At 54.1% G+C, this 25,387-nt stretch carries 17 protein-coding genes; 3 read left to right on the top strand and 14 right to left on the bottom strand.

Going from position 1 to position 25,387, the window contains the following annotated elements; all coding sequences use genetic code 11:
- Nucleotides 1–45: 45 nt before the first annotated feature.
- On the bottom strand, nt 46–1,356 hold the full coding sequence (locus ACFPPD_RS15080; protein ID WP_209749394.1) for a metallophosphoesterase family protein: 1,311 nt from the start codon (nt 1,354–1,356) through the stop codon (nt 46–48).
- Entirely contained in the window at nt 1,353–2,531 is a 1,179-nt protein-coding gene (locus ACFPPD_RS15075; protein WP_209749393.1) for a glycosyltransferase family 4 protein, read from the bottom strand. Before ACFPPD_RS15075 ends, ACFPPD_RS15080 begins: the two co-directional genes overlap by 4 nt.
- A gap of 96 nt (nt 2,532–2,627) precedes the next feature.
- Between ACFPPD_RS15075 and ACFPPD_RS15070 the strand changes: the two genes are divergently transcribed.
- The gene (locus tag ACFPPD_RS15070) at nt 2,628–3,830 is read left to right on the top strand and encodes a GGDEF domain-containing protein (protein ID WP_209749392.1); all 1,203 of its coding nucleotides are present in this window, start codon (nt 2,628–2,630) and stop codon (nt 3,828–3,830) included.
- Nucleotides 3,831–4,038: 208 nt separating this feature from the next.
- Nucleotides 4,039–4,131, top strand: coding sequence for a sporulation protein YjcZ (locus tag ACFPPD_RS15065; RefSeq protein ID WP_106359402.1), 93 nt, complete (start codon nt 4,039–4,041; stop codon nt 4,129–4,131).
- 119 nt (nt 4,132–4,250) lie between these two features.
- Here ACFPPD_RS15065 and ACFPPD_RS15060 read toward each other — a convergent pair whose 3' ends face one another.
- The 6 genes from ACFPPD_RS15060 to ACFPPD_RS15035 form a co-directional block, all read right to left on the bottom strand.
- Nucleotides 4,251–5,042 (bottom strand): Cof-type HAD-IIB family hydrolase, encoded by a 792-nt coding sequence (locus tag ACFPPD_RS15060; RefSeq protein WP_209749391.1) that lies wholly within the window; start codon nt 5,040–5,042, stop codon nt 4,251–4,253.
- Entirely contained in the window at nt 5,039–5,884 is an 846-nt protein-coding gene (locus tag ACFPPD_RS15055; RefSeq protein WP_209749390.1) for a pseudouridine synthase, read from the bottom strand. The genes ACFPPD_RS15060 and ACFPPD_RS15055 overlap by 4 nt, the downstream gene beginning before the upstream one ends.
- Nucleotides 5,885–6,787: 903 nt before the next feature.
- The gene (locus tag ACFPPD_RS15050; RefSeq protein WP_378082580.1) at nt 6,788–8,359 is read right to left on the bottom strand and encodes a catalase; all 1,572 of its coding nucleotides are present in this window, start codon (nt 8,357–8,359) and stop codon (nt 6,788–6,790) included.
- Nucleotides 8,360–8,496: 137 nt separating this feature from the next.
- Nucleotides 8,497–8,952, bottom strand: coding sequence for a DUF309 domain-containing protein (locus tag ACFPPD_RS15045; RefSeq protein WP_209749388.1), 456 nt, complete (start codon nt 8,950–8,952; stop codon nt 8,497–8,499).
- A 1-nt stretch (nt 8,953) separates the two neighbouring features.
- Nucleotides 8,954–9,757 (bottom strand): GTP diphosphokinase, encoded by an 804-nt coding sequence (gene yjbM / locus ACFPPD_RS15040; protein ID WP_209749387.1) that lies wholly within the window; start codon nt 9,755–9,757, stop codon nt 8,954–8,956.
- Nucleotides 9,758–9,768: 11 nt separating this feature from the next.
- On the bottom strand, nt 9,769–10,875 hold the full coding sequence (locus ACFPPD_RS15035) for a quinone-dependent dihydroorotate dehydrogenase (protein WP_209749386.1): 1,107 nt from the start codon (nt 10,873–10,875) through the stop codon (nt 9,769–9,771).
- Nucleotides 10,876–11,099: 224 nt separating this feature from the next.
- Here ACFPPD_RS15035 and ACFPPD_RS15030 point away from each other — a divergent pair, with 224 nt between their 5' ends.
- Nucleotides 11,100–11,243 carry a hypothetical protein gene (locus tag ACFPPD_RS15030; protein WP_378082563.1) on the top strand — a complete coding sequence of 48 codons (144 nt, stop codon included), beginning with the start codon at nt 11,100–11,102 and terminating at the stop codon, nt 11,241–11,243.
- Nucleotides 11,244–11,257: 14 nt separating this feature from the next.
- Here ACFPPD_RS15030 and ACFPPD_RS15025 read toward each other — a convergent pair whose 3' ends face one another.
- From ACFPPD_RS15025 to ACFPPD_RS15000, 6 genes are all read right to left on the bottom strand, one after another.
- Nucleotides 11,258–12,802 carry a L,D-transpeptidase gene (locus ACFPPD_RS15025; protein WP_209749385.1) on the bottom strand — a complete coding sequence of 515 codons (1,545 nt, stop codon included), beginning with the start codon at nt 12,800–12,802 and terminating at the stop codon, nt 11,258–11,260.
- A gap of 60 nt (nt 12,803–12,862) precedes the next feature.
- The gene (locus ACFPPD_RS15020) at nt 12,863–15,445 is read right to left on the bottom strand and encodes a cadherin-like beta sandwich domain-containing protein (RefSeq protein WP_209749384.1); all 2,583 of its coding nucleotides are present in this window, start codon (nt 15,443–15,445) and stop codon (nt 12,863–12,865) included.
- 57 nt (nt 15,446–15,502) lie between these two features.
- Nucleotides 15,503–16,603, bottom strand: coding sequence for a FecR family protein (locus tag ACFPPD_RS15015; RefSeq protein WP_209749383.1), 1,101 nt, complete (start codon nt 16,601–16,603; stop codon nt 15,503–15,505).
- A 12-nt stretch (nt 16,604–16,615) separates the two neighbouring features.
- On the bottom strand, nt 16,616–20,254 hold the full coding sequence (locus ACFPPD_RS15010; RefSeq protein WP_209749382.1) for a cadherin-like beta sandwich domain-containing protein: 3,639 nt from the start codon (nt 20,252–20,254) through the stop codon (nt 16,616–16,618).
- 107 nt (nt 20,255–20,361) lie between these two features.
- Nucleotides 20,362–21,936 carry a stalk domain-containing protein gene (locus ACFPPD_RS15005; RefSeq protein ID WP_209749381.1) on the bottom strand — a complete coding sequence of 525 codons (1,575 nt, stop codon included), beginning with the start codon at nt 21,934–21,936 and terminating at the stop codon, nt 20,362–20,364.
- Between the two features lie 30 nt (nt 21,937–21,966).
- Nucleotides 21,967–25,182 (bottom strand): FecR domain-containing protein, encoded by a 3,216-nt coding sequence (locus ACFPPD_RS15000; RefSeq protein WP_209749380.1) that lies wholly within the window; start codon nt 25,180–25,182, stop codon nt 21,967–21,969.
- Nucleotides 25,183–25,387: the final 205 nt, after the last annotated feature.

Here is a 25,387-nt window from a genome sequence, read left to right as displayed (position 1 = left end):
GCTCCCGCCCTTTCGGTTCGGCCCTTTAAGCCCTTATTCGACCGCCTATGCGCCGTCCGCCTCGCCTTCGCGCAAATAAGACGCGGATAGCTCCATCGCCTGCCGGATCCATGCCGACCGCTCTTCGTGCGTCTTTTTCCTCAGCCATTCCCGCAATCGCGGTTGCGTCATCAGAGAATCCGCCGCTTCCTCGAGCAAGGTCCGGGATAACGCCTCGTCGTTCGAGGCCGCCTGGCCGATTCGCAGCAACTCTCCCAAGAATCCCTCATCATCCGCGGCCGTCTCGAGCGACCAAGCGCCGCCCGTTCGAATGACGACGGAGTCGGGCCATACCCAGCCCTCCGTCTCCTCCGGAGAGCCGAGCCACTCCCGCAGCTCCTCCAGCCATTCTTCGGCGACGGACGGCTGCAGCAGCTTCTCGTGCAACGGTCCGCGACCTTCCAATCGGAACCTCGCGACGACCGGACGCCCAGCCGCATCGGCTTGCAAATTCTCCGCCGCTTCCAGCAACCGTTGCTTAAGCTCCTGCTCCGTCCCGATTCCTTCGATCGACACGGCCGTCTCCCGCCAGAGCACGTCCGCGAGTTCCCGGAACTTCATCTCGACGCGGCCCGAATCCGACACGGAGACGACGTACGCGCCCTTCGGCCCGGTCTCCTTGACGCTTCGCCCTTGCGTATTGCCGGGATAGACGACATGGGGGTACTCCCGCAACACGCGGCGGTCGTGCACGTGACCGAGCGCCCAATAATCGAAGCCGGCCGCGGACAACTCCTCCAGCTTGCAAGGAGCGTAATTGTCGTGCTTCGAATCGCCGTCCACGTTCGCGTGGAGCAACGCCAAATGAAAAGGCGCTCCCTCGCGTACGTTGAAGCGGAGCGCCAAATTATCCGCGACGGCAGCCGTCGCGTAGGATATGCCGTAAACGTGGGCGACAAGCTCGCCTTGCCGATTATAGGCCGGCCGGCATTCCACGTCGGAAGAGCCGAATGCATGGACGCCCTCCGGCCAATCGAGCTTGGCCCTTCTGCCGCTCTCGGGATCGTGGTTGCCGTGCACGACGAAGACGCCGCAGCCGGCCGAGACGATATCCGCGAGCGCCCGTTGCAGCCGAAGCTGCGCGCGCAGCGAACGGTCCGCCGCGTCGAACAAGTCGCCGGCGATGACGACGAAGTCGGGCCGTTCTTGCCGAACGAGTCCGCACAGTCCACGCAGCGCGGCGAAAGTCGATTCGCGCAGCCTATCCCTGACCGCTTGCGGCGCTTTCGACAAGCCCGCGAACGGGCTATCCAGATGCAGATCCGCCGCGTGCACGAAAGTGAACGCGACGCCATCCCCGCGTCCTGCCGCCGTCATTGCTCCTCGCCGCCGATGTCCGGTTCGTCTTCGGCCGAGACGGCCGTCTCGGACGGGAACGACGTATAAATCCTTTTCAGCTCGCTGATGACGCGGTTAAGGGAATACGTCTTCTTCGCTTTGTTCCAGCCCGCTCTCGCCATCTCGTACCGGAAATGCGGATCGTTGATGACCGTCTCCAGCGCTCCCGCGAGCGCAATCGGGTCTTCCGGAGGGACGAGTAAGCCGTTCGCGCCGTCCTCGATCTGCTCGGCGATGCCTCCGATATCGGTGCCGACGAGCGTCAGCAAGCAAAGCGCGGCTTCCGCGAACACCGAGCCGAACGCTTCCGCGCGGGACGGCAGGACGAACACGTCGAAGAACGGCAGCATTTCCTCCGGATGAAGCATGTATCCGTAAAAAATCGTATCGTTATAAATACCGAGTTCCTGCGACAACGTCTCTAGTTCCTTGCGGATCGGTCCGTCGCCGATAATGTGCAGGACGAACGGGGCATTGCGCTTGCGCAGCTCCGCGCACGCGCGTAGCAGAATATCGAGGCCTTTGGCCGGCACGAGCCGGCATACCGTCACGAGCTGCGTCACTTCGTTCTCGTGCGGAATCGGCTTGAATCTTTTCTCGTCGTAGCCGTTCGGAATGACGACCGTGCGCTCAGGTTCTTTCAAGTACGCGCCGATATATTGGGAGAAGGACTTCGATACGGTCATGAGCCGGTCTGTCGCGTGCTCCAGCTCGCCGTAGATCGAAGTCAGGAACCGGTGCTCCGGTCCGCCTTCCTTGATGCGGCCGTTCAGGATCAATTCCCGCTCGTAGCTCGAGTGCACCGTCATCAGCACGGGCGTATCCGGGAATACGCGCTTCATCGCGAGCGCCGCGACCGGGTGATGGGCATGGATCAGGTCGAATTTCTGTCCGGCGAGCCTTAGCTTCACCCACCATAAGTAATCCTTTAACGTCTGAACGTATTTATCCACGATGGCGTTGCCGGAATAGTCATGCCGATCGAACGTAGCGAATTCGAACTCTTCTTGGCCTTTGTTGCGGATCCTCTTCGGCAAAGAGAACATTTCCATTTGCCAGCCGAGCTTGCGGAACCGCTCCCCGATATAGGGAACCATGGACGAGACGCCTCCGGGTTGTTCCGGGGGAAAAAACAGCGCCTGCAAAATATTCAAGGGCGATTCCTCCTTGCTCTCTTCGTCTCTCAAAATTTATGATATATTAGAAACATATGTTCTGCAAGTTACATCGACCAGCCAAAGGAGCACCGTATGTACATTACGATGACCGCCAGCAATTTCGGACTCCTCTTCTCGTCCGCGATGACCCTCGTCATCGTTGCGCTCATGCTTTTCATGTCCTATCGGCTTTACGCCCGCAACCGGAGACAAGCCTACCGGACGCTGCTCACTTCCCTCGTCTTCGTTCTAGCCTACCACATCTTGCAGCTCGCGATCACGTTGAAACTGACGCCGGATTCGCCATGGGTCGATTTCGCCGGCAAGCTCTTGCATATATATGCGTTTATCGTCATCAATTTCGCGATTTTCGAGCTTTATCACCGAAGAAGACCGCGTACGCGGGTATGGTTTTTCGGCTTGCTCGCGACGGGTCTCCTCATCGCCGCGGCCGACGCGTTCACCGGCTCGCCCGGAACGGAGACGGCCTGGTTGGAAAGGTTGCAATCGACGCCGGCGCTCGACGGCTACCAGTTGTTCTTAGGTCCTTTGTTCGTGCTCATGTTCGTTCCCCACGTCGGACAACCGCGCAAATACATGGCCAGCCTGATGATCGCCTTCACGACTCAGCTGGCCGTCATCTCGGGCACTTACTGGGCTCCGGAGGCGCACGCGTTCAAGACGATCGCGGGACTTCTTCCCGTCTGTTATTACATTCTGCTCTTCGCCTTATTATTCGAACGCGTCGTCGAAATTCTTCAATCCGTGTACCGTTCCTCCATCACGGACGGGCTGACGAACCTGTATAACCGCCGCTATTTCATGGGCAGGCTGGACCAAGCGATTCAAGGCGGACGCGCGCTCGGCGTTATATTCTGCGACATCGACAACTTCAAGAAATTGAACGATACTCACGGACACCACAAAGCGGACGGCGTACTGAAGCAGACGGCCTCCATTCTGATGGAGGAGACGGACGGCATCGGGCTGGCCGGGCGGTACGGCGGCGAAGAGCTCGTCGCGTTCGTCGTGGGCGCTCCCCAGGCGGTGCAGCAAGCCGCGGAATCGATCCGCGCGAGAACGGAGCAAGAGACGATCGTCACGGTCAGCGTCGGTTATAGCATCGCGATGCCGGGAGAGCCGGGCGAAGCGCTCATGAAGCAGGCTGATCAAGCAATGTACTACAGCAAGACGAACGGCAAAAATCAAGTCACGGATTACGCCGCGTTCGGCGAGGGCAAATCGTCCGCGCGGCCGAAGCAAAGAAGATCCGGGGAACGCGGCGCGAACGCATGAAGCCGCCGAGCCGATCGGGCGATCGTCACCGGCCGGCATCCGCCAGGCTCCGCGTTTAACCAAAATCGTTTGCCACGGGTTAAATGTCCAATCCGCGCAACGCCAAGCTCATACTATAAGTGTAGACCGAGGAAAGGGACGGCGATGCAACGGCGGCCGCAACCCGCTTCGGAATCCCAACACTAACGTACATGAAGGAGGAATTTGCATGTCTGGTGCAGTCGGCGGATACTACGCATCGGCAGCCTTCGTGCTGGTACTGTTCATCTTGCTGGTCATCATTCTGCGTGCCGGTTACTAAGTTCTGATCGGGATCTTCCCCGTGACCGAAGCAAGCCTGAGGACATCCTCGGCTTGCTGTTCTTTTTTAAAAGCAAAATCGGCATCCATGCAGGATGCCGTCGACAAACGGGTTAAGACTTATAAAAGTACGTACTCTTCCAAGGCGACGGCGACCCCGTCTTCGTTGTTGGATAACGTGACGGCGTCCGCCCGTTCCTTTACTTCGGACGGGGAGTTGTCCATCGCGACTCCCGTTCCCGCGAAGTCGATCATGCCGAGATCGTTATAATAATTGCCGAGGGCGAGAATGCTCGCGCGCGAAATGCCCCTCATGGCGGCAAGCCGTTCCAGCGCCTTGCCTTTCGTCGCGTCGTGGGATTGGACGTCGATGAAATTATCGCCGCTGCGTACGAATTGAAGCTCCTGCTTCCACTTTCCCCACTCCGCTTCCACGCCGTCCATCACCTCTTTGGGCGCGTAGATCGACAGCTTGACGAGCCCTTCCGGGAACGCCTCTTCCTTGTCGCGATTGATCGGTTGCGCCTTCAGATTGCGGTACATCGTCCCCGCCTCTTCGCCGAGCGCTTCGACGTACAGATCGAACGCCGTATTCATATCGAAGTGGATGCCCCGCTCGCGGCAATAATTCACGTATACGGAAGCCAAGTCGTGAGGAATGGCGGTGTCGAACAGAATGGCCCGGCTTTCGCTGTCGACGACGGATGCGCCGTTATGGGTAATCATCGTGCCTTTGAGGCCAAGCTCCCGGAGCACCGGCAGCGCGCTCGTCGAGCCCCTTCCCGTGCACAGCACGATCTCCGCGCCTCTCTTCGCCGCTTCCCTGACCGCCTCCCGGACTCTCGGCGTCAGTTCGTGATGATCGTTCAATAGCGTGCCGTCCACGTCCAATGCGATCATTCGGATATTCATGCTTGATGACCCTCCTTCCGGTAATTGCGCAAGCTGTCCACTTCATCTTCGCTAAGTTCGCGCCAGCCTCCCGGAGACAACTCCGGATCGAGCAGTAGCGGACCCATCGAGACGCGGCGCAAGTAAAGCACTTTCTTGCCGACCGCCTCGAACATTCGTTTCACCTGATGGAATTTGCCTTCGTGGATCGTCAGTTCGATCCAGCTCAACGTTTGTTCCCCCATCGCGGAAGCCAGCTTCGCCGCGTCGGCCAATTGATTCGCGTATTCGCCGTCATTGTCGGCAGAATCGCCTTCGGCTTGGAAGGCCGGATGCCGCGAAAGGACGGACAATTGAGCGGGCATCGTCACGTAACCGTCGTCGAGCGTCACTCCCCGCGAGAACGCGATCTTGTCGTCCTCGCCCACGGCTCCCGTCACGAGGGAACGATACGTCTTAGGCACGTGTTTCTTGGGCGACAGCAGCTCGTGCGCCAGCTTGCCGTCGTTCGTGAGCAACAATAGCCCTTCCGTGTCCTTATCCAACCGGCCGACCGGGAACGGGGACAGCACCGTGACGTCGTCGTCCTCGATCAAGTCGATGACCGTGCGGTCGCGGCTGTCTTCCGTCGCTGAGACGACTCCGGCGGGTTTGTGCAGCATGACGTAGACGGTATCCCGATAACGGATCGTCTCTCCGTCCAGCTTTACGACGTCCTCGAGGGGACGAATTTGCATGCCGTGGTCTTTGGCCCGATTGCCGTTGACCTCGACCGCGCCTTGCTTAATCAAAATTTTAATGCCGCTTCTCGTGCCGTAACCGAGATTGGCGAGCATTTTATCGAGTCGGATCGTCGCTTTCATTCGTTAACCTGCTTTCCTTATTGCGACAGTTTGATTGCGATGCCTTCGGTCCCGTGTCGCCCGGCAACCCTATCAGGTATAATGTATTTGAGTTCCCCGGACTTGTCCATTGTTTTCCCGCATCCATCTTGGACGAACCTAACTATAACAATATCCTGTTGCCCGATCAATGGAGCGGATGATCGCCGACAAGAAAAGCTTCTTCGTCTACTTTTTCTCTTCATCCTGTCCTCACTGTCTCGCCACGACGCCCAAGCCGAAGCCTGTCGCCGACGAACTCGGTATCAACCTGCACCCGTAGCGGCCAATGCGGCAACTGCGTCGAAGAGCTCGCCAAGATCGAGGAGTGGAGCAAGCAAGACAAATCTCCCGACGAGATTAAGCAAATAATCGAGAAGAACTTCAACCCCGAAGCGAAAGCTTAACATTCGAAAAAGCACGGACCGCCTGAGATGCGGTTCGTGCTTTTTTAGCTTGGCGAGCGCCATGAGTACATTGCCAGCGTGCTACAGGGGCGGTTTCGCCGCTCTTGGAGCGCATTAGTGCGCCGCCAGCGTGCTGCAAGGCGGTTTCGCCGACCTACAGCGCAATTAGAACGCTGCCAGCGGGCTGCAGGGTGGTTTCGCCGACCTGCAGCGCAATTAGTACGCTGCCAGCGTGCTGCAAGGTGGTTTCGCCGACCTACAGCGCAATTAGTACGCCGCCAGCGTGCTGCAAGGCGGTTTCGCCGACCTACAGCGCCATTAGTACGCTGCCAGCGTGCTGCAAGGCGGTTTCGCCAACCTACAGCGCAATTAGTACGCTGCCAGCGTGCTGCAGAGCGGTTTCGCCACTCTTGGAGCGCAATTAGTACGCTGCCAGCGTGCTACACGTCGGCCTCACCGCCGCCGTAATTGCCTCGCCTCAATAAGGCTCCGCCCGATGGCCAGCTTCCCGGGCTTCGCGTACCGCTTGAACCGCCTTGGCGGCGCCCATCGGGCCGCCCGTGCCATCGCCGGGACCTCGGGCGGCCAAGCCCTCACTCACCCGTCGACCGTAATCGGGATCGCTCGCGGCGAAATGCTCGATCATCTTGTTCCGCACGACGTCGGGACAAGGCGTAAGCGCGTCGATCAAGTTCGCGATCAAGTCGTCCCGCTCCCAGTCCTCCATCTCCCGGTAACGTCCTCCCGCCTGGCCGAAGTCGTTCGTCCGGTCGATCTTCTCGCGAACGAGCTTGCCGGAAATCATCGGCTCGTATTCGGCGCCTCCCCGCGCCGATTCCTCAATGCCGCCGAGGGACGACGGCTCATAATTGACGTGCGGGTTCTGGGCCGGCGCGGCGTCGACGAAGTACGCCATCTGGCCGTCCCGCTGGTTCGTCGCCACTCTCTTCTTCGGCGCGTTGATCGGCAGTTGCAAGTAGTTCGAGCCGACCCGGTAGCGCTGCGTATCGGAGTAGGAGAATGTACGGCCTTGCAGCAGCTTGTCGTCCGAGAAATCGAGCCCGTCGACGAGCACGCCGGTGCCGAACGCGGCTTGCTCCACTTCGGCGTAGTAGTTGGCCGGATTGCGGTCGAGCACCATTCTGCCGACGGGCAAGAATGGAAACGTCTCCGGCGGCCACAGCTTCGTCGGATCGAGCGGATCGAAGTCGAGCTCGGGATGCTCGTCGTCGCTCATCAGTTGAACGCATAGCTCCCATTCCGGGTAATCCCCGTTTTCGATCGCTTCGTACAGATCCTGCGTCGCGTGGTTGAAATTTTTCCCTTGGATGTCTTCCGCTTCGGCCTGCGTCAAATTCCGGATCCCTTGCTTCGGTTCCCAGTGGTACTTCACGAGAACCGCCTCGCCGCCTTGGTTCACCCACTTGTACGTGTTCACGCCGGAGCCTTGCATCTGGCGGTAGTTAGCCGGAATGCCCCAAGGCGAGAACAGGAACGTGATCATATGAGTCGCTTCCGGCGAATTGCTGACGAAATCGAAGATCCTCACCGTATCCTGGCGGTTCGTGACCGGATCGGGCTTGAACGCATGAACGAGATCCGGGAACTTAAGCGCGTCGCGAATGAAAAATATTTTCAAATTGTTGCCGACGAGATCCCAATTGCCTTCTTCCGTATAGAACTTGACCGCGAACCCTCGCGGATCGCGAAGCGTCTCCGGCGAATGGCCGCCGTGGACGACCGAGGAGAACCGGACGAACACCGGCGTACGTTTCCCCTTCTCCTGAAAAAGCTTCGCCCGAGTGTACATCGAGACCGGCTCGTCTCCCGCTTGACCATAAGCTTCGAAATATCCGTGAGCGCCCGCTCCCCGCGCGTGCACGACCCTCTCCGGCGTTCTTTCCCTATCGAAGTGCGTGATCTTCTCGAGAAAATGGTAATTCTCGAGCGTCGTCGGTCCCCGGTTGCCCACCGTTCTCATGTTCTGATTATCGCCGATCGGATGTCCTTGCCTGTCTGTCAAAGACCTCTCGTTCTCCCGATCCGACATGCGGCCGTCTCCCGGTCCGCCTGCCCCCGTATTCGGTAACTCGTCGTTCTGATTTCCCATCTGGCCAACTCCTCTCGGGCATTCATCCGACGCAATGGCGCGCCATCCTTTGGATAAATTTCCCGAAAGGCCGAAACTTATTCGTCCATCTCCGCAAGCGGCGGGTGTTCAAGCTCCCAATTCGCAATCCGAGTCCGCACGTCCCCATCCAAGACTACAATTTCGAAAGCTCGAAACGCGCTGACCGACCCATAGATAGAAAGCGCTTCCAAACATCTCTTCGATTCCTGCCTCAACGAAGCCAAATCCAACCCTAGCGCGACGTCCCCGAATTCGTTCAACTTCTCCAATCCGGCTCCGAGCAGCTTAGACGCACCCGAAAGATTGCCGTTGTTCCAATGGTGAAGCCCGACGGCGACTTGAAGGAGGCCCTGAAGCAAAGGGCTGCGGCCTTCTTCCAGCCACAGCTCCTCCATAACCTCATGGCACTCGAAATAATCCCGATCCCGGTTGAAGTACGCGACGAAAGCCAGGAACCGATCGTCCTCCGTCACTCTCGCCAGCAACTCCGCGTGCCGTTTCCAGCGTCCCATTTTACGATTGTCCGCCTTTGCCCGCGCGGTCGAGCGCCGCTTGGATTTCGAGCGACAGCTCCTTCAATCCCCATACGTCGTCTTGCTCCCACAGCTCGTTGAAACGCAGCTGGAACTGGGCGGCTTCCCGCACCCTCCGGAAAAAATACAGCTCTTGAATCTCGTTAAGCACTCTTCTGACGACGACGGAGCTTTCCTCGAAGTCTTGCTGCGCGTCCACGATCTCTTGGCGGATGCTCGACATTTCGGTATCCAATTGGAAAGCCGCTTCGGCCGCGTTGCGCAGCCGTTCCTTGACATGCGCCGGGAGCTGGTCCCGGTATTTGTAATTGAGGGAATGCTCGATCGTCGCCCAGAAATTCATCGACAGCGTGCGGATTTGGATCTCCGCGAGCACCGGCTTCGAGCCTAGCGACGTCTGTACCGGATACTCCACGATCAAATGATAGCTGCGATAGCCGCTATCCTTATAATTTGTAATGTAGTCCTTCTCGTAGACGAGCTTCAAGTCCTTGCGCAGGCGGATCATCTCCGCGACGCGGTAGATGTCGTCCACGAATTGGCACATGATGCGAATGCCCGCGATATCTTCGATGCCGAGCTCGATGCGATCCAGCGGAACGGACAGCTTGCGGGCTTTGGCCAATATGCTCGATACCCGTTTCACCCGTCCCGTGACGAATTCGATCGGCGCGTACTCGTCCCTTGCCTTCAGCTCCGATCGGAGCGACTTCAGCTTGACTTTCAGCTCCTCGGTCGCTTGCTCGTATGGCAGCAGAAATTTCCCCCAGTCACGTCCGTCCATCGGCGTTCCTCCTAACGATGATCCGCTCCGACCGCTTGAGTGATGCGCGTATAGCCGTCTTGCTTGAGAAGCCTGAGCAATCCCTTGTGCAATTCCTTCAATAAGCCGGGGCCTTTGTAGATCATCGCCGTGTACACTTCGACGAGGCTGGCTCCCGCTTTGATTTTCTCGTAGGCGTCCGCCGCCGTGAAAATACCGCCCGAGCCGATGATCGGCAGCTTGCCGTTCGTCATCGCATACAGGCTGCGGACGACCTCCGTCGATCGCTTCGTCAGCGGACGTCCGCTTAAGCCGCCCGTCTCTCCGGCATTACCGTGCGTCAGCCCGTCGCGTCCGATCGTCGTGTTCGTCGCGATAATGCCCGACATGCCGCTTAGTTGGATCGCTTCCGCCATATAAGCCAGTTGTTCCTCCGAATTGTCCGGGGCCACTTTCACGAGGATCGGCTTCGGCAGCTCGCCGCGCGATGTAGCCTGCTTCTCCATCTCGTCTTTCACCGCGTCCAGCAACCCGCGCAGCTCGTCGCCGTGCTGCAAAGCCCGCAAGTCCGGCGTATTCGGCGAGCTGATGTTCACGACGAAGAAGTCCCCGTACGGGAACAGCTTCAGTACGCACTCCCGGTAGTCGTCGGCCGCGTTCTCGTTCGGCGTCAGCTTGTTTTTGCCGATGTTGACGGCGAGTGGGATCCGGCGGCGACCGAGCTTGGCTAAGCGTTCCGCCATGACGTCCGCTCCGTCGTTGTTGAAGCCCATCCGGTTAATGAGCGCTTCGTCCGGAGGGAGCCTGAACAAGCGCGGTTGCTCGTTGCCTGCTTGTCCTTTGGGCGTGACCGTGCCGACTTCCATGAAGCTTAAGCCGACGCGGGACAAGCCCGTGACCGCTTTCGCGTTCTTATCCAATCCCGCGGCGAGTCCGATCGGATGGTGGAAATGAAGCCCGAACAAGTCGACCGCGAGCTCCGGCGTTGCTTTCGTGCCCCACGTCGCGGACAGCATCGCGGGCATTCCCGGTATTTTCGCGGCGGCGCCCATTCCGTCTATGATCAAGTGATGAGCCGCTTCGGGATCCATTTTGAACAAGAATGGCTTGGCTAATTGGTACAGCAATAAGTTCGACATCCTTTCGTCTGCCCAAACGCGAACAAAATCTTCTGCCTGACCGTTTGGAGAAAACCTTTCGGGTAACAGTTTAGCCTTTTCGAGCCAAAAAGAAAAGGGCGATTCGCCCATTTCGTCCCTCGTCCGCTCCTTACGGAGGTCGTCAGGCTTGTCTGGCATTTCCCCCGGAAAACGATTACAATGGGGATAGTTCGCGATACATTCGTATAGAGAGGTTGATAACGATGAGCACAGCCAAAAAGAAACCACCCGTCACGTCACGCCCGAAGCAGAAAGAACAAGTCAACAAAAAGGCGCTAATATGGATTGGGGTGGCTTTTGGCGTAATCGTAGTGACAATGGCTTTGCTGCTCGCGTTTAACGTGTGAGCCGCGCAATCTTTCTAATTTAACCAGTCATACACCTTGCGGGGGTTTGTCTCGTTCTGCTCGCTCTTCAGCCGGAATCGTTCCGGCGGGGCGCGCAATTCGGAGGGCAAACCTCCTTTTGCTATGGTGACCGGCGTTCCGAGCGGAACGAGATCGTACAATTCCTCGATATCTTCCTTCTTCATCCGCACGCAGCCGTGGGACTCGTCTTTGCCGATGCTGTCGGGCTCGTCCGTGCCGTGAATGCCGTACCTCGTATCGGACAGCGTCATCCCCCGGCTGCCGAATACGCCCGTGCTGCTGCCGTTCGGATCTTTAACCTTCTCGGAAATGACGAACGCCCCTTCCGGCGTCTTGTCCCCGCCCAGTCCGACCGCGTAGTTACGCAAAATGACGTCTCCGCTGACGACCGCGAGCCGATGATGCGTCTTGTCGATGACGATCTGTAGCGGTTGCGCCGCCACGGGGGCCAATTGGCCCTCCGGCGTGCCGTGGCCGGTCTCCGGTCCCGTATTGTCCGGCCATCCCGGCGCTTGCGGTAGCTTGCCGTCCTTCTTATCGTCGAGCGTCTCCTTCAACTCCTCAAACCACGGCGTCATGTTCTCCGACCATCCGGCCATCGTATTGTTCGGATAATCCGCCGCGAGTTGTTCCGGTGACGATGGCCATTCGCCCTTCGTCTCCTTATAGCGAATCATGGCCGAACGAAGAACGGCTTTCTCTTCCTGGACGGGCTTCCAGCCTTCCAATTGCTTGCGGGTCGCGGACGACGGATCGTCCGGCTTGCAGTCGCACCATTTCGGATCGTACCAGCGGATGCCCGCCGTGCCCGCTTCCGGATCGCTTGTCACGTCCGCGATCGGTTTCGCCGTCTTGACCCAGTCGCTCCACTTGCCGAGCAGCGGCGTTTCGACGAGCAGGCGCGGCAATGTTGACGGCTTCCCCGTCAGCAATGTGCCGAGGACGTCGCGTCCTCTGGCATCGGGACCGGAGGCGCCGGCGATCAAGTCCGGCGGGACGAAGCTGGGCGGTAGCTGAACGTTAGAGGCAACGCCGCCGTTGCCGGAACCGGCGGGCGCGCTCGCGGCTCCCTCGTAGCGCGGTATGCTAGCCGTTGGCGAAGCCGCGGCTTCGTCGGCGCCCGAATCCGTCATGGCGCGGATCGCATAGATGGCGCCTGCCGCCAAGAGCAATGGCAACAGCAGCGCGATCGCCCATTTCTTGCGGTTGCTCCCTTTCTTCTTCTCGCCGGGCAGCACCGGCGCGGGTTTCCCCTCGAACGCCGTATAGATGTCCCCCGCCTGCGCATAGCAATACGTCGCCTTCGCCGTATCGCCCTTGCTCTCGTATTCCTTGCCGAGCAAATACCACGCCATGCGGCTATCTTCGTGCTTCAGCAGGTAGTCTTTAAGAGGCAGTTCGTCCCCCACGTTGGGAACGTTATCATAAAAGTGCTTGATCTGTTCGTCGATACGCGACTCTTTGCTCAATCGGGTCACCTCATCGTTACTATCGCTTCTCCCTTTATCGGTAGAAAGCAGGTTCCATTTTACTCTCAAGAAACAAAACCGCCTTGTTCCGATAAGGAACAGGGCGGTTTTGTTCGAGGCATACGCTTACTATGCGCCCTCGGGCACGTCCGTGATATTGACCGTATAAGCCTGATCGAAATAAAAACCAACTTGATCGGTTACTCTGATTCTAATCAGATAGCTGGATTTGACTTCATAATCGAATATCTGAGCAGATTTCAGCTGATTGCCTACGATCTGAAAGCTTGCATTATCCGCATCCCCGGCTCCGCTGACCAACGCATAACTAAAGGTGTCTCCGGCATCCAGATCTATTCCCGCTAGCGTGCCTACGATCGCGTCGATAGGCAGATTCTCCGCTATCGTCGGCGGATACGGATTCAGACTAATCCCGGAAGGGTCGTTATTCAAAATACCTCTCTTCACTTTTACGTAATAGACGATAATCGTGCTACTGTTCGACGCGGTCACCTTGACGGCAATTTCCGTTTCCCTGTGTACCTCTTTTAAGTCGACGGCAAAATAGCCTTCGGAATCTACCGGACAGAACATAGACGCGCACGCGCCGCTCAGTACTTCAACCTTGCTGCCCGGCCGGGTCGCCGCCGGATTGATCTTGATTTGTTCGACAGTTTCGTCGACGTTGCCTATCATTGTATAACTAGGAGGTGTCGGTATCGCAAAGCTTAATCCAGTCGGCGCCTTCACTTCGATTCCGCTTAACGTGGCGTTGCCATTAACGCCGTCGACGATGACCGTATAGGTTGTAGTCGTCGATTGGTTAGATGCTTTAACGGAGAAAGTAAAGTTTTTCGTTCCTCCCGCAGGAATATCCACACGCCCCGTTTTCTTAGTTGATAGAATCGTTCCCTCGTATTCTACGGTCGCGTCGACGTCTGAGGTCAACAACTGAATGGCGACAGACTTAATCGCGCTCGGCGCAATCACGACATACGTCCCCGCCGCACCAGGGGAAGCGATCGCAGTAAGCTCGGACATACTCGGCAAAGGAGACGCGGAATCATATCCTTCTACCATTATTTCCGAAATGCTCGCGTTGCTCGAAACCGCCCTATTCACCGTGAACGTATATGTATTGTAATGTTCAGGATTTGCAACTTCGATAACCTTGAAAGTGATCGAATTGTCCCCGGGAATCAGCGAAAAATAGCTGGACGGATTCACTTCTTCTCCGTTGACTTTCATTTCTGCTACCGATGCTCCGGCATGAGCGACGGGCGTCATCAACATGGAACGAATTCCGTTCGCGACATCGCTCAGCGAGTAATTCGTTGTGCCGCTTACCATCGACACTTGCGGATAAGATTCGATCGGAACCGTAGTCGGCTTGATCGTGATGGAATCTAGAACGGCGATGTCCGGACTCGGGATTCCGCTCGGACTGCCGCTTGGCGACGCGCTTGGATTGACTGTTGACGTAGAGCCCGAAGTGCTCGTTGCGGAGCCTGCGTTTTGTTCAAGATCCCTTTGCCGATTCTCCTCTTCGAATCGCTTCCGTTCTGCTTCGCTTAATTGCTGCTCGTATTGTTCGGTAGCTTCCTTGTTCTTCTCTTTAAGTTTCTTCTTGTTCTCTTCTTCTTTCTCCTTGCGTTCCTTCTCCAACTTCTCGACGAGCTGTTGCTGTCTCTCTTTTTCTTCTTGTTCCTTCTGTTCCAGCGCGCGCAGGCGTGCTTCCTCGTCCTTCTTGCGCTGCTCCTCTTGTTGACGCTTCTCTTCATCGGACAGGGAAATCGTCTTCTTGTTCAGATCGATGTCCGTGCCCGACTGCGCCTTCACTTCCGCCAAAATCTCTTTTAATCTTGTCTGCGTTATCAACCCGTTGCTTAGTGCCTGATCGGCGATCGCGCCGAGAATGTTTTCGACGTTCGTTATTACGCGGTCTTTCTCTGGATCGTTGTTCGGAGGCGCAAGCTCGTCCAAATATTGATCCATCTTCCGGTCGTTCTCTATTTGAATTTCTCCCGCGGCCTTCAGGATCGCGCTGGCGATCGTGCCGTCCGATTGCTTCATGAGAAGCTCGACGTCCGCAGCGGCGATCGTTACTTCCGATTGTTCCTTATCATCCTTCGAGATAAGCGCGTTCTGCGTTGGATAGACGTTCTGCTCGTCCGGATTCAACGGATCGGTCGTCTTCGTATTCACGACGCCGGCAGCTACCGTCAAATGCGTCGCTCCAGACACAGGATCGACGGTCACTAGCAGATGCGTCCCGCGAACGCCCATGATGGCCGTAGGCGTCTCGAGCGTGAATTCGTCGTCCTTGCTCGAGATCGATTTGACGTCCACCCATGCTTTTCCGTTGTAAAGGCTCACTTTCGTCGTCGTGCCTTTGCTGTTCGACAGCTTAGAAAACGTAAGCGTCGAATTCGCGGACACCGTCATGCGGTCGTCCTCGGAAGTACCGTTGGCGAAAGCCAGTACCGCCGACCCGTTCGCGCCGACGGCCAGAATATCCCCTTCGCTCAGACTCATCTTGGCGAACGCCGTAAACTCCTTGGAGCCTCCGGCTTTCTTAACCTTGACCGTGCCCTTCATTTCCTTGATGACGGCAACCCGAGAGGAAGCTGCCGACGCTTCGCCGGCGAAGCTTCCGATCGCAGATATACCGATAAGAAAAGAAAGAAGGATAGGAATTACTTTTTTAATCACTGTGCTCACACCTTACATCGTATTAGTTGCAATTACAGCTTCGTGGATTTCTTGTTTTTATTGAAGTGTCTGTTTGTTTTTTTCCTCTTTCTCCTTACTCTCCTTCTCCAGCTTCTCGGCAAGCTCTTGGTGCCGTTCTTTTTCCTCTTTTTCTTTCTGTTTTATCGCGCGCTGCCGAGCTTCTTCGTCCTTCTTGCGCTGCTCTTTCTGTGCAAGCTTCTCTTTATCGGATAAGGTGATCGTCTTCTTGTTCAGATCGATATCCGTGCCCGACTGCGCCTTCACTTCCGCCAAAATCTCGTTTAATCTCGCTCGCGTAATCAGACCGTTGTTCAGTGCCTGATCGGCGATCGCGCCGAGTATGCTTTCGACGTTCGTTTTTATGCGGTCGTTCTCTGGATCGTTGCTCGAAGGCGCAAGCTCGTCTAAATATTGTTTCATCTTCCGGTCGTTCTCGAGTTGAATTTCTCCTCCGGCCTTCAGGATCGCGCTGGCGATCGTGCCGTCCAATTTCTTCATGAGAAGCTCGACGTCCGCCACGGCGATCGTTACTTCTGATTGCTCCTTATTGTCCTTCGAGATAAGTGCATTTTGCGTCGGATAGACGTTCTGCTCGTCAGGATTCGACGGATCGGTCGTCTTCGTATTCACTACGCCAGCGGCTACCGTCAAATGCGTCGCTCCGGACACTGGATCAATGGTCACGAGCAGATGCGTCCCGCGAACGCCCATGATGGCCGTTGGCGTCTCAAGCGTGAATTCGTCGTTCTTGCTTGAGATCGACTTGACGTCCACCCATGCTTTCCCGTTGAAAAGGCTCACTTTCGTCGTCGTGCCTTTGCTGTTAGACAGCTTGGAGAACGTGAGCGTCGAATTCGCGGACACCGTCATGCGGTCGTCCTCGGAAGGACCGTTGGCGAAAGCCAGTACCGCCGACGCGTTCGCGCCGACGGCCAGAATATCCCCTTCGCTCAGGCTCATTTTGGCGAATGCCGTAAACTCCTTGGAGCCTCCGGCTTTTTTTACTTTGACACTGCCTTTCAATTCTTTGATGACCGCGACCCGTGAAGATGCTGCCGACGATTCGCCTTCGAAGCTTCCGATCGCGGAAAAACCGATAATAAAAGAAAGGAAGATAGGAATTACTTTTTTTAACACAATGCTCACACCTTAAATAGTCGTATTAAAGATTGCTAAATAATGATCCGATCCGATTTGTACCGGGGATCCGCCCGAAGTATCGAAAACTTGCAATTTGTAATAGCTGCTTCCAGTAGGTATACCGTTAATTTGAATCATCCCAGCGTTATCGGACGCCCACTTCGTCGTTGTCGAAGTTCCACTCGTTACGTGATACTTGTCGCTTATTACGCCGGACAATAGCGTGATAACGACCTGACGGGTGGACGGCGTTCCAGTCGTGAACTGGAAGGTCATATCGAGTGTTCCGTTAGCACTCGGATAGACTTCATAAAGTCCGGTAGAACCGGAAGTTCCGTATAATGTCCACTTAACGGGAATTTGAAGCGCATCCTTCGAGAACCATTCGGCTAAACCGTCCGGAATCGGTCTGCGTAGAATAAGTTCGTAAGTCTTTTTCGTTATCCCGTCAATAGCCGTCACCTCTACTTGAACTTTGGTATAGACGGTAGATGCATCGAATACATACGGCATGCTTACGGTACTGTAGCTGCCATCGTCGACTTTGACTTTTACAGTCGCCCCGGAAACCGCGGGAACAGCAGACAACCTCGTATTAAAGTACGCTTCTCCTAAACCAAAATCGTAACTCGTATCGGAGGAAATATAGCCGTAATCGATTGAAGTCCAGCTAGAGCTGTATTTCTCTAGCAAAAGCGAGCCAAGATCCGCATTGGACACATTGTATTTGATGAGGATCGTGAACTCTTTGTACTCCCGGTTCGTCAGATCATATACAATAACCTCTATTTCCTTAATGCCAGGATTGAGATTATTAAAAGAATAATAACCTCCTTCCATCGGAGTCACATACCCTGGAGCGTAAACAAAGACATCATTATCGTCCAAATCAGGAAAACGAAGCGTGAAATTATTAAGCATATTTGTATTGTCATTAACGGTTGCGGTAAAGGTATCGTCGCCGGATGAAACGACTGCGATTGCCGTCGACGACTGAAGTAACTCAATCGTTCCAAGCGATATTGGCGGTGGGTCCCCTCTCGTAATGCACAATTGATACTCGTACGTTTCGTTATTAGGCAAATTCAGCACGAGCGTAAATTTGTTCATCCCCGTATTTAACGCCAAGGCTTGGTTTAATTCGCCGATTCCGCTTGCCCCGCTGACTCCCGATTTGATCTCCGTGCCGACTGAGTTTTTGAGCGCATAGCTTAGGATCGATTCTTCCAGCCCTTGGATCCACTTCATATTAAAATTAACGTTCGATACGCCGGAAGGCACATCGGCATAGTGTCGACTTCCAACACCCTCAACCGGAGTGAAATAATAAACGTCCAATCCATTCTTCAAGCTCCAATCTGACAATGGAAAGGGAGCCGTCTTACGGAAGATTGACAAGCTGTACGAGTGGAAGTACCGTCCCGAAGGGTCCGTTACATATACCGTGAATTCGTTGTTGCCTACCTTCAATTGCATATGGTCTTCATACATGTTAGACATGTCGATCAATTTGGATTGCTGTTCATCGAATACGAACAAAGGTACGACCGGCAATTTGTCCGAATACAATACATCCGAATAACTCGCTGTGTACTCGTCTAATACCCTCGCTTGATCTCTCCAGTTGTCTACTTGAGCGACGTAATGATCGTTCTCTGTTTCTTCGGCGTATTCGATTGGCGGCGAGCTTGCCGTAGCAATCGCCAGATCAATGGGATGATCTACGTCGAAGTTCGGAACCCCGTTCATGAGTCTTAATTCGTCTTGTCTAATCGACATCGGTTCAACCGATGTATCAAACAATTTTAATTGGAACGTTAAGTAAGCGTTCAGCTTCAAGTTAACGAGGTTGATCTCATTTTCGGCATTCGATTTAATTGTTTGCGATATGCCATCTTTGTCTTCATACGTAATTTCCGCGTAACCGACATCCGGTTCGAATGCCAAAGACAGCTTCATAGCGTTTACCGGAGTATCCGTTTGTCCATATTGGTAGAAACCCCTATATTGCCACAAAATATTTTTATCGTTTGTCAAGCTCGTAATTCCACTCACATATGCGGGTCGATAAAACTTAAGCGTATAGGTTTTCTTGGTTACGTGATCAGGTGCCAATACCGTTACAGTGACGACGTTATTGCCCGAGTTGTAGAAATAATAACCGCCGTCTTCCGGAGCGATTGCGACGCCTCCGAGTTTAATCGATTCAATCGAAGCGCCGACCGCTGAAGGCTGTGCTTGAATCTTCGTATACGTACTTTCAAAAGGTACTACATATTCTAACGTTCCAGATTCAAACGAAATCGGGACGTCAGACCAATACCCATCGCCAATGTCTCGCTTAACCGTTAACGTTGCAAGCGCTGCGTTCGTCTGGCTCGGATCCGAACTCGAAGTCGACGTCTCGGATGGCGTCGCACTTGAAGTCGCCGACCCGGATCCGCCTGTTTGCGGCTGTTGGCTGATCTTTGCCGCGTCTTCCTGGAATCTCTTTTTATCCGCTTCGGAAAGCTGCTGCTCGTACTGCTCCAAGGATTTCTTATTTTGATCTTGGAGAGCCTGTTTGTTTTTTTCCTCTTTCTCCTTGCGTGCTTTCTCTAGTTGATCGGCTAATTGCTGCTGCCGCTCTTGCTCCTCTTTTTCTTTCTGTTCCAACGCTCGCCGGCTCGATTCTTCGTCCTTCTTGCGTTGCTCTTCCTGTGCACGCTTCTCTTCATCGGATAAGGTGATCGTCTTCTTATTCAGATCGATATCCGCGCCCGACTGCGACTTCACTTCCGCCAAAATCTCGTTTAATCTCGTCTGCGTTATCAACCCGCTATTCAGCGCTTGTTCGGCGATCGCGCCGAGAATACTTTCTACGTTCGTCTTCACGCGGTCCTTCTCTGGCTCGTTATTCGGAGGCGCGAGCTCGTCCAAATATTGATCCATCTTCCGGTCGTTCTCGAGACGAATTTCTCCCGCGGCTTTCAGGATCGCGCCGGCGATGTTGCCGTCCGATTGCTTCATAAGCAGCTCGACGTCCGCCGCAGCAATCGTCACTTCGGATTGTTCCTGCTCATCCTTCGTAATTAACGCGTTCTGCGTTGGATAAACGTCCTTCTCGTCCGGATGCGAGGGGTCCGACGTCTTTGTGTTCACGACGCCGGCGGCTACCGTTAAATGCGTCGCTCCGGACACGGGATCGACGGTCACGAGCAGATGCGTGCCGCGAACGCCCATGATGGCTGTAGGCGTCTCGAGCGTGAATTCGTCGTCCTTACTCGAGATCGACTTAACGTCTACCCATGCTTTCCCGTTGTATAGGCTCACTTTCGTCGTCGTACCTTTGCTGTTCGACAGTTTGGAGAACGTGAGCGTCGAGTTCGCGGATACCGTCATGCGGTCGTCCTCGGACGTACCATTGGCGAAAGCCAGCACCGCCGACCCGTTCGTGCCGACGGTTAGAATATCCCCTTCGCTCAGGCTCATCTTGGCGAACGCTGTAAACTCCTTGGAACCGCCGGCTTTCTTCACTTTAACGATGCCTTTCATTTCTTTGATGACCGCGACCCGCGAAGATGCGGCCGATGCATTATTGCCGACGCTCCCGAATAACGGGATGATGAGGACAAGGAAGGACAATAAATACATTATCGATTTTTTCATTATTTTACCTCCTAACTATTAATAGAGTTCGGGTTTTACCCATCACGAATCAAGCCGATTACCTCATGGACAGGATCGGCTTGAATGCGACTTTATGATCTGGTTAATTAGAAAGTCAAATAGCGTAAAACGACGATGCGTTCAACGGCATCCCATTGAATATCCAATCCGCTTTCCGAAGCGAAGAATCGGACCGGCAAGAACATACGGTTATTGACCATCATTGTCGGGACGTTTAATTTCAGCTGTTCGATTTTTCCTTTGACGGATTTCGTAACGGACGTCGAGTTCGGAGCAACCGTATACGTGGCTTCGCCTTTCGTCAGAACGGCGGCTTTCGTCTTCGCGTCGAAGGACACTTTATATCCGAGTGCCGTTCCGACCGCATTAACCGGCAGCAATACGGCGTTCGATTTCATTTGGGCTGGTACGTCTGTCGAAATCAAGGCGCCGTTCAAGAGGATCTTGATTCCCTTGTCAGCCGGAAGGTTGGCCGGTTTGGCGTATTTCTGCAGCACGCGAACTTTGTTGCCGAGCTCGTCCACGATAACGAGGCGTCCGTCATTCAGAATCGCGACGTCCGTCGGATGATTGAATTGCGCCGAGCCGGCTACGCCATCATCCTTGCCATACTCGGCAGGAACGCCCGCAAGCGTCGACACTTTGCCATCCTTGATCAATCGAATCGCGTGGTTCAGGCTATCGGCTACGACAAGCGTGCCATCCGAAGCGATCGTCAAGCCTTCCGGAGCATTGAATCGCGCTAGAGCAGCAACGCCGTCGGCATATTCGCCTTGCACATAAGGCGATTGCTTGACCAGCTCGCCGCCTCCCGCAACGGTCGTTACATTGTCGGCCGCGAAATCAATGTAGCGTATTCTCTGATTGCCTCGATCGCTGACATACAGGTTGCCCTTGCCGTCGATGGCAAGTCCGCTTGGCTCGTTAAATTTCGCCGATGCGATCGCGCCTTCCGCGAAATCCCCAGCCGTATCTACGGCGCCCGGGAAGTATTCAACGACTCTTGTCGAAGAAGCCGTCAATGTAGTGACCGTGCCATCCGCAGCAATCTTCCTGATCACGTTATTCAGCGTATCCGCGACGAACACGTTGCCCTTGCCATCGACCGCAACGTCCGAAGGCTCGTAGAAAGTCGCTTTGCTTCCTGCTCCATCGGCCGAGCCGATCAAGCCGTTGCCCGCGAGCGTCGTTACTTTCCCGTCTTTAGCGATTTTACGGATTGCATTGTTTTTCGAATCGGCGACGTATACGTTTCCTTGAGCGTCGATCGAAAGACCTTCCGGTTGCTCGAACGCCGATTTCGCAAGCACATCGTCGTTGTAGCCGCCGATAGGCATATTCGACGCGTCTTCACCTAAGTTTAATCCCGCGTACGCGTCAACAGCGTTCACGCTCACCGTGCGAAGCAAGTGATTGGAAGAATCGGAGATAAGCAGCTTTCCGTCCGGCAGCACGACCGCAGATCTCGGATGGAAGAACGTCGCGGAGCCTAGTGCGCCGTTACCGTGCCCGATCTCGGACTTACCGGTTAACGTGCGAACTTCGTAGAGCTTAGAAGAGCTCGTCCATGTAACATCGGTAGCTGCCCAAGCAGCGGACGGTACAAGTAATCCAATCGATACACATAGCGCGGTAAATGCTTTATAAGTCATCTTTTTCATTCGATTTTACTCCTTATCGGACTAGGTTGATTAATTGGGTGGGGAAAGCACTACCTTCGTGGGGTATACCATATCTCCCTTGCGAACTACGATGTAAGCCACAATGTTATTAAAGTCTCCATACGACAAATCGTATTGCCCCGAGTCCGCCGACTTCTCCGTAATTAATCTTCCAAATCGGTCAAAGACGCCGACAATTGTCGTTACTGAACTTGCGATAGGCTGAATGGTTACCGTTCCAACTCCATACGCGATACCGCCCGGATAATTAAATGAATCTCCATCCTCGTACCAAAATATGTGTTCGGTTTCTCCGGAAGGCACAGGTTCAATCAGATTATCTAGAGCAAGTTCACTCGGATCAAAACCGACAATAGCGTTATAGATTTTAATGGAATATTGGCTTAAGCGGGTATGGGTGAAATCATATACCGTTACGCTAATCGTATTGACAGCGTTGGCTGTTAGTCCGTTGACATTGCCATCGGGCTCTACCTCTGCTCCATTAAAGTACACTTTAGTAAAGATAAAGGGATTATAACTTAGACTTAGATCCAGAGAACTATAACCATCAGGATTGTCTTCATCCGCTGGCAGGTAAACGGAATATTCGTTTGGACCGGTTACCGTAGCATCATAGTAAGACTCTACGCCGACATAAACGCCTTCTACTGCAAGCGTAGGAGCTTCAATTTCTCCGACAAAGATCGCCGTATTTAAATATTCAGAATGTCCATCTATATAATCAATTCTTACTGTATACTCGTGAGATCCCTGCGAAAGATTGTATATTTTTTCCAATGATACAGCCTGATCCGCTTCCGTCACATCAATCCATCTATGATACTCTCCTTGAGTAATGTCGATTTTGGATATGATTGTGCCGTCCACTTTAAATGTCTGCGTGACGTCGTCCAGATTTGAATTTGTCGAAACCGCATAATATCGAAGGCTTCCTACGGAGTAATCAGCAGATTCAGCTACTAATTGCATATTTACAGTCAGCGGCGACGCGGATGCGTTCGCAAACTCTGCATTCCACTCGCTGACCCCGGTCGGCATTTCATTTCTTGTAATATCGAGATTGTATTTATGGAATTGTCCCAGGTAATTAACGAAAATTTCATACCGATTAAGACCGGGTTTAAGCGTAACGTATCCGCTGTCGACGTCTAGCCATTGTTCCGAATCCCAGATCATCATGTAATCGGAATCATACCCGCTAGGCAATTCAACCACTAGATCCGAGACCTCGACGCCGACTTGAGCGGTAATCGTATCCGTAGCGGGAACATATTCGGAAGCAATGGATGTGCCGTTAAGAAGCTCCTGAATTCCTAAGCCTATGCTATCCCAATCCGAACCTGATGGCGTTCCGTTTACAAAAATAATGCTCGTAAACAACCATGTCGTTCCCTTATTGAATTTAAGATGGAACAAATAGGTTTTATTCTCTACCAAATTGGAAACGGTCAATCCAGAGATATTTACTCCCTCGCAAGCGCAAGTCACTTCAACAGTATCAAAAATGCCATTATTTGTAACGAAGTTGATCGATGATACATCGTTCTCGGTCTCTACATGCGCAATAGACTGATAAACGTCGTGCGTGTCCCATGGAAGCGTCGTTCCCCCAGTCTGGATATCCCAACTCATCCCTTCCGGCAAGGATGGACGATTCACTCGGAGAGTAACGGTTCGAAGAATGCTGCTGCCGGACGTTTTGACCGTAATAACGATATCATTAACCGTTTGAGGCAGCTCAACAAAGAAATATTTATTTATTCCATACCCGCTGAACAAGCTATCGGTAGAAATCTCCGCCGGAATTCCGTTAATCTCGACTTTGACGAGATCCGTCCCGCTTTCCAATACGGGAGCCAGATTAATGATATTAAGTAATGGAATTTCGTCAGGAAGTTCAAAAGTATATTGAGACTGATTGTCCGTCATTGGAATGCTTGAATAAACCGGTGATGGCGACGGCGAAGCAGATGACAAATCATACGTTAAATAAGCGACGTGCAGTTCGTTTAGCGGATTGTTATAAGCAGGCGTGACGACACCCCCGCCCGACCCTGTCCCAGTACTCGGACTCGGACTTGCGCTCGTACTCGGACTAGCCGTCTGTTGATTAAGCTCTTCCTCGCGCTTCTTGCTCTCTTCCTCGAACTGCTTTTTCTCAAGCTCGCTAAGCTGTCTCTCGTATTCTTCCATCGCTTTCTTCGCCTGTTCTTCCAGAGCCTTCTTGTTCGCTTCTTCGAGCTCCTTTTTTAGCTCTAACGCTTTTTGAGCCGCTTCGTCTTGCTTGCGTTGCAATTCCTCTTCTTCCTTTTGCTTCCTCAGCTGCTCTTCTCTTTCTTGTTGCCTTTTTTCCATTTCCTCTAATTTTTTCTTCTCCGCATCCGTCAGCTCGAGAGACGCGTCGTCGTCCAAATCAATCTTCTTCGTCAACGTTTCGTTGGCCTTGTCTACGAGCTTCTCTAGTTCGTTCATTCCGATCTTATTGTTTTGAACCGCTTGTTTCAGAAGGTAAGTGACCATCTTGTCCAAGTTTTTCTCTAAACGGTTAAGATCTTGTTCCGTATCGACGCCCGGAGGCAACGGAAGCTGACCCGAAGGTTGCTGTTGATTCGATTTCAGTTCCTCTCTGAGCCTGTTCACGTACTGCTCGTTTTCCTTATCGATCGCTTCCTTGTAATCGATGATGTTCTTGATGACCGTCGGGTTCGCCTGATCGATCAGATCCTGAATATCGAACGGAATGATGTCGTCGTCGCTCGGCGGCGTGTTAGACCCGCCGTTTTGTTGATTTTCCAACGTGACTTGTTGAAAAGGCGACAACGTCAAGTCACCACCCGACGTCGAGGTACCCGAGTTACCCGGAGCGTTCGAATTCTTAGGGTGAATTACGCCGAAGCCGGACGCGATCGCGTAGATCGAATCGCCCGTCAGCGGATTAACCCCGATGAATAGATTCGTGCCTCGGACGCCCATGATGGCCGTCGGCGTCTCAAGAGTAAACTCGTCTTCCTTGTTCTTGATCGACTTGACGCTGGACCAGACGGAGCCTTTCAACATGCTGACTTTGGTCGTCGTCCCATTACTGTCGGACAGCTTGGAGAACGTCAGCGTCGTATTCGGCGCAACGACCATCTGGTCGTCCTCCGACGTACCGTTGGCGAATTGAAGCACCGCCGATCCGTCCGTTCCGACCAGAAGAACGTCTCCTTCGTTCAGGCTCATTTTCTTGAACGCGGTAAATTCCTTGGAACCGCCCGACTTTTTGACTTTAACTGTACCCTTCAGTTCCTTGACGATGCCTACGCGCGACGTCGCGGCGGACGTCTCGTTCGCGAACACGGCTAACACCGGCAACAGCGCAAGCAACAGCGCCATCAGTCGAATCGTGTGTTTTCTCATGTCGTATCTCTCCTCTTCACTCTTTTCG

The sequence above is a fragment of the Cohnella suwonensis genome (genome assembly GCF_042655365.1).
Lineage (GTDB): Bacteria > Bacillota > Bacilli > Paenibacillales > Paenibacillaceae > Cohnella > Cohnella suwonensis.
This window is presented reverse-complemented; position numbering and strand designations above follow the sequence as displayed.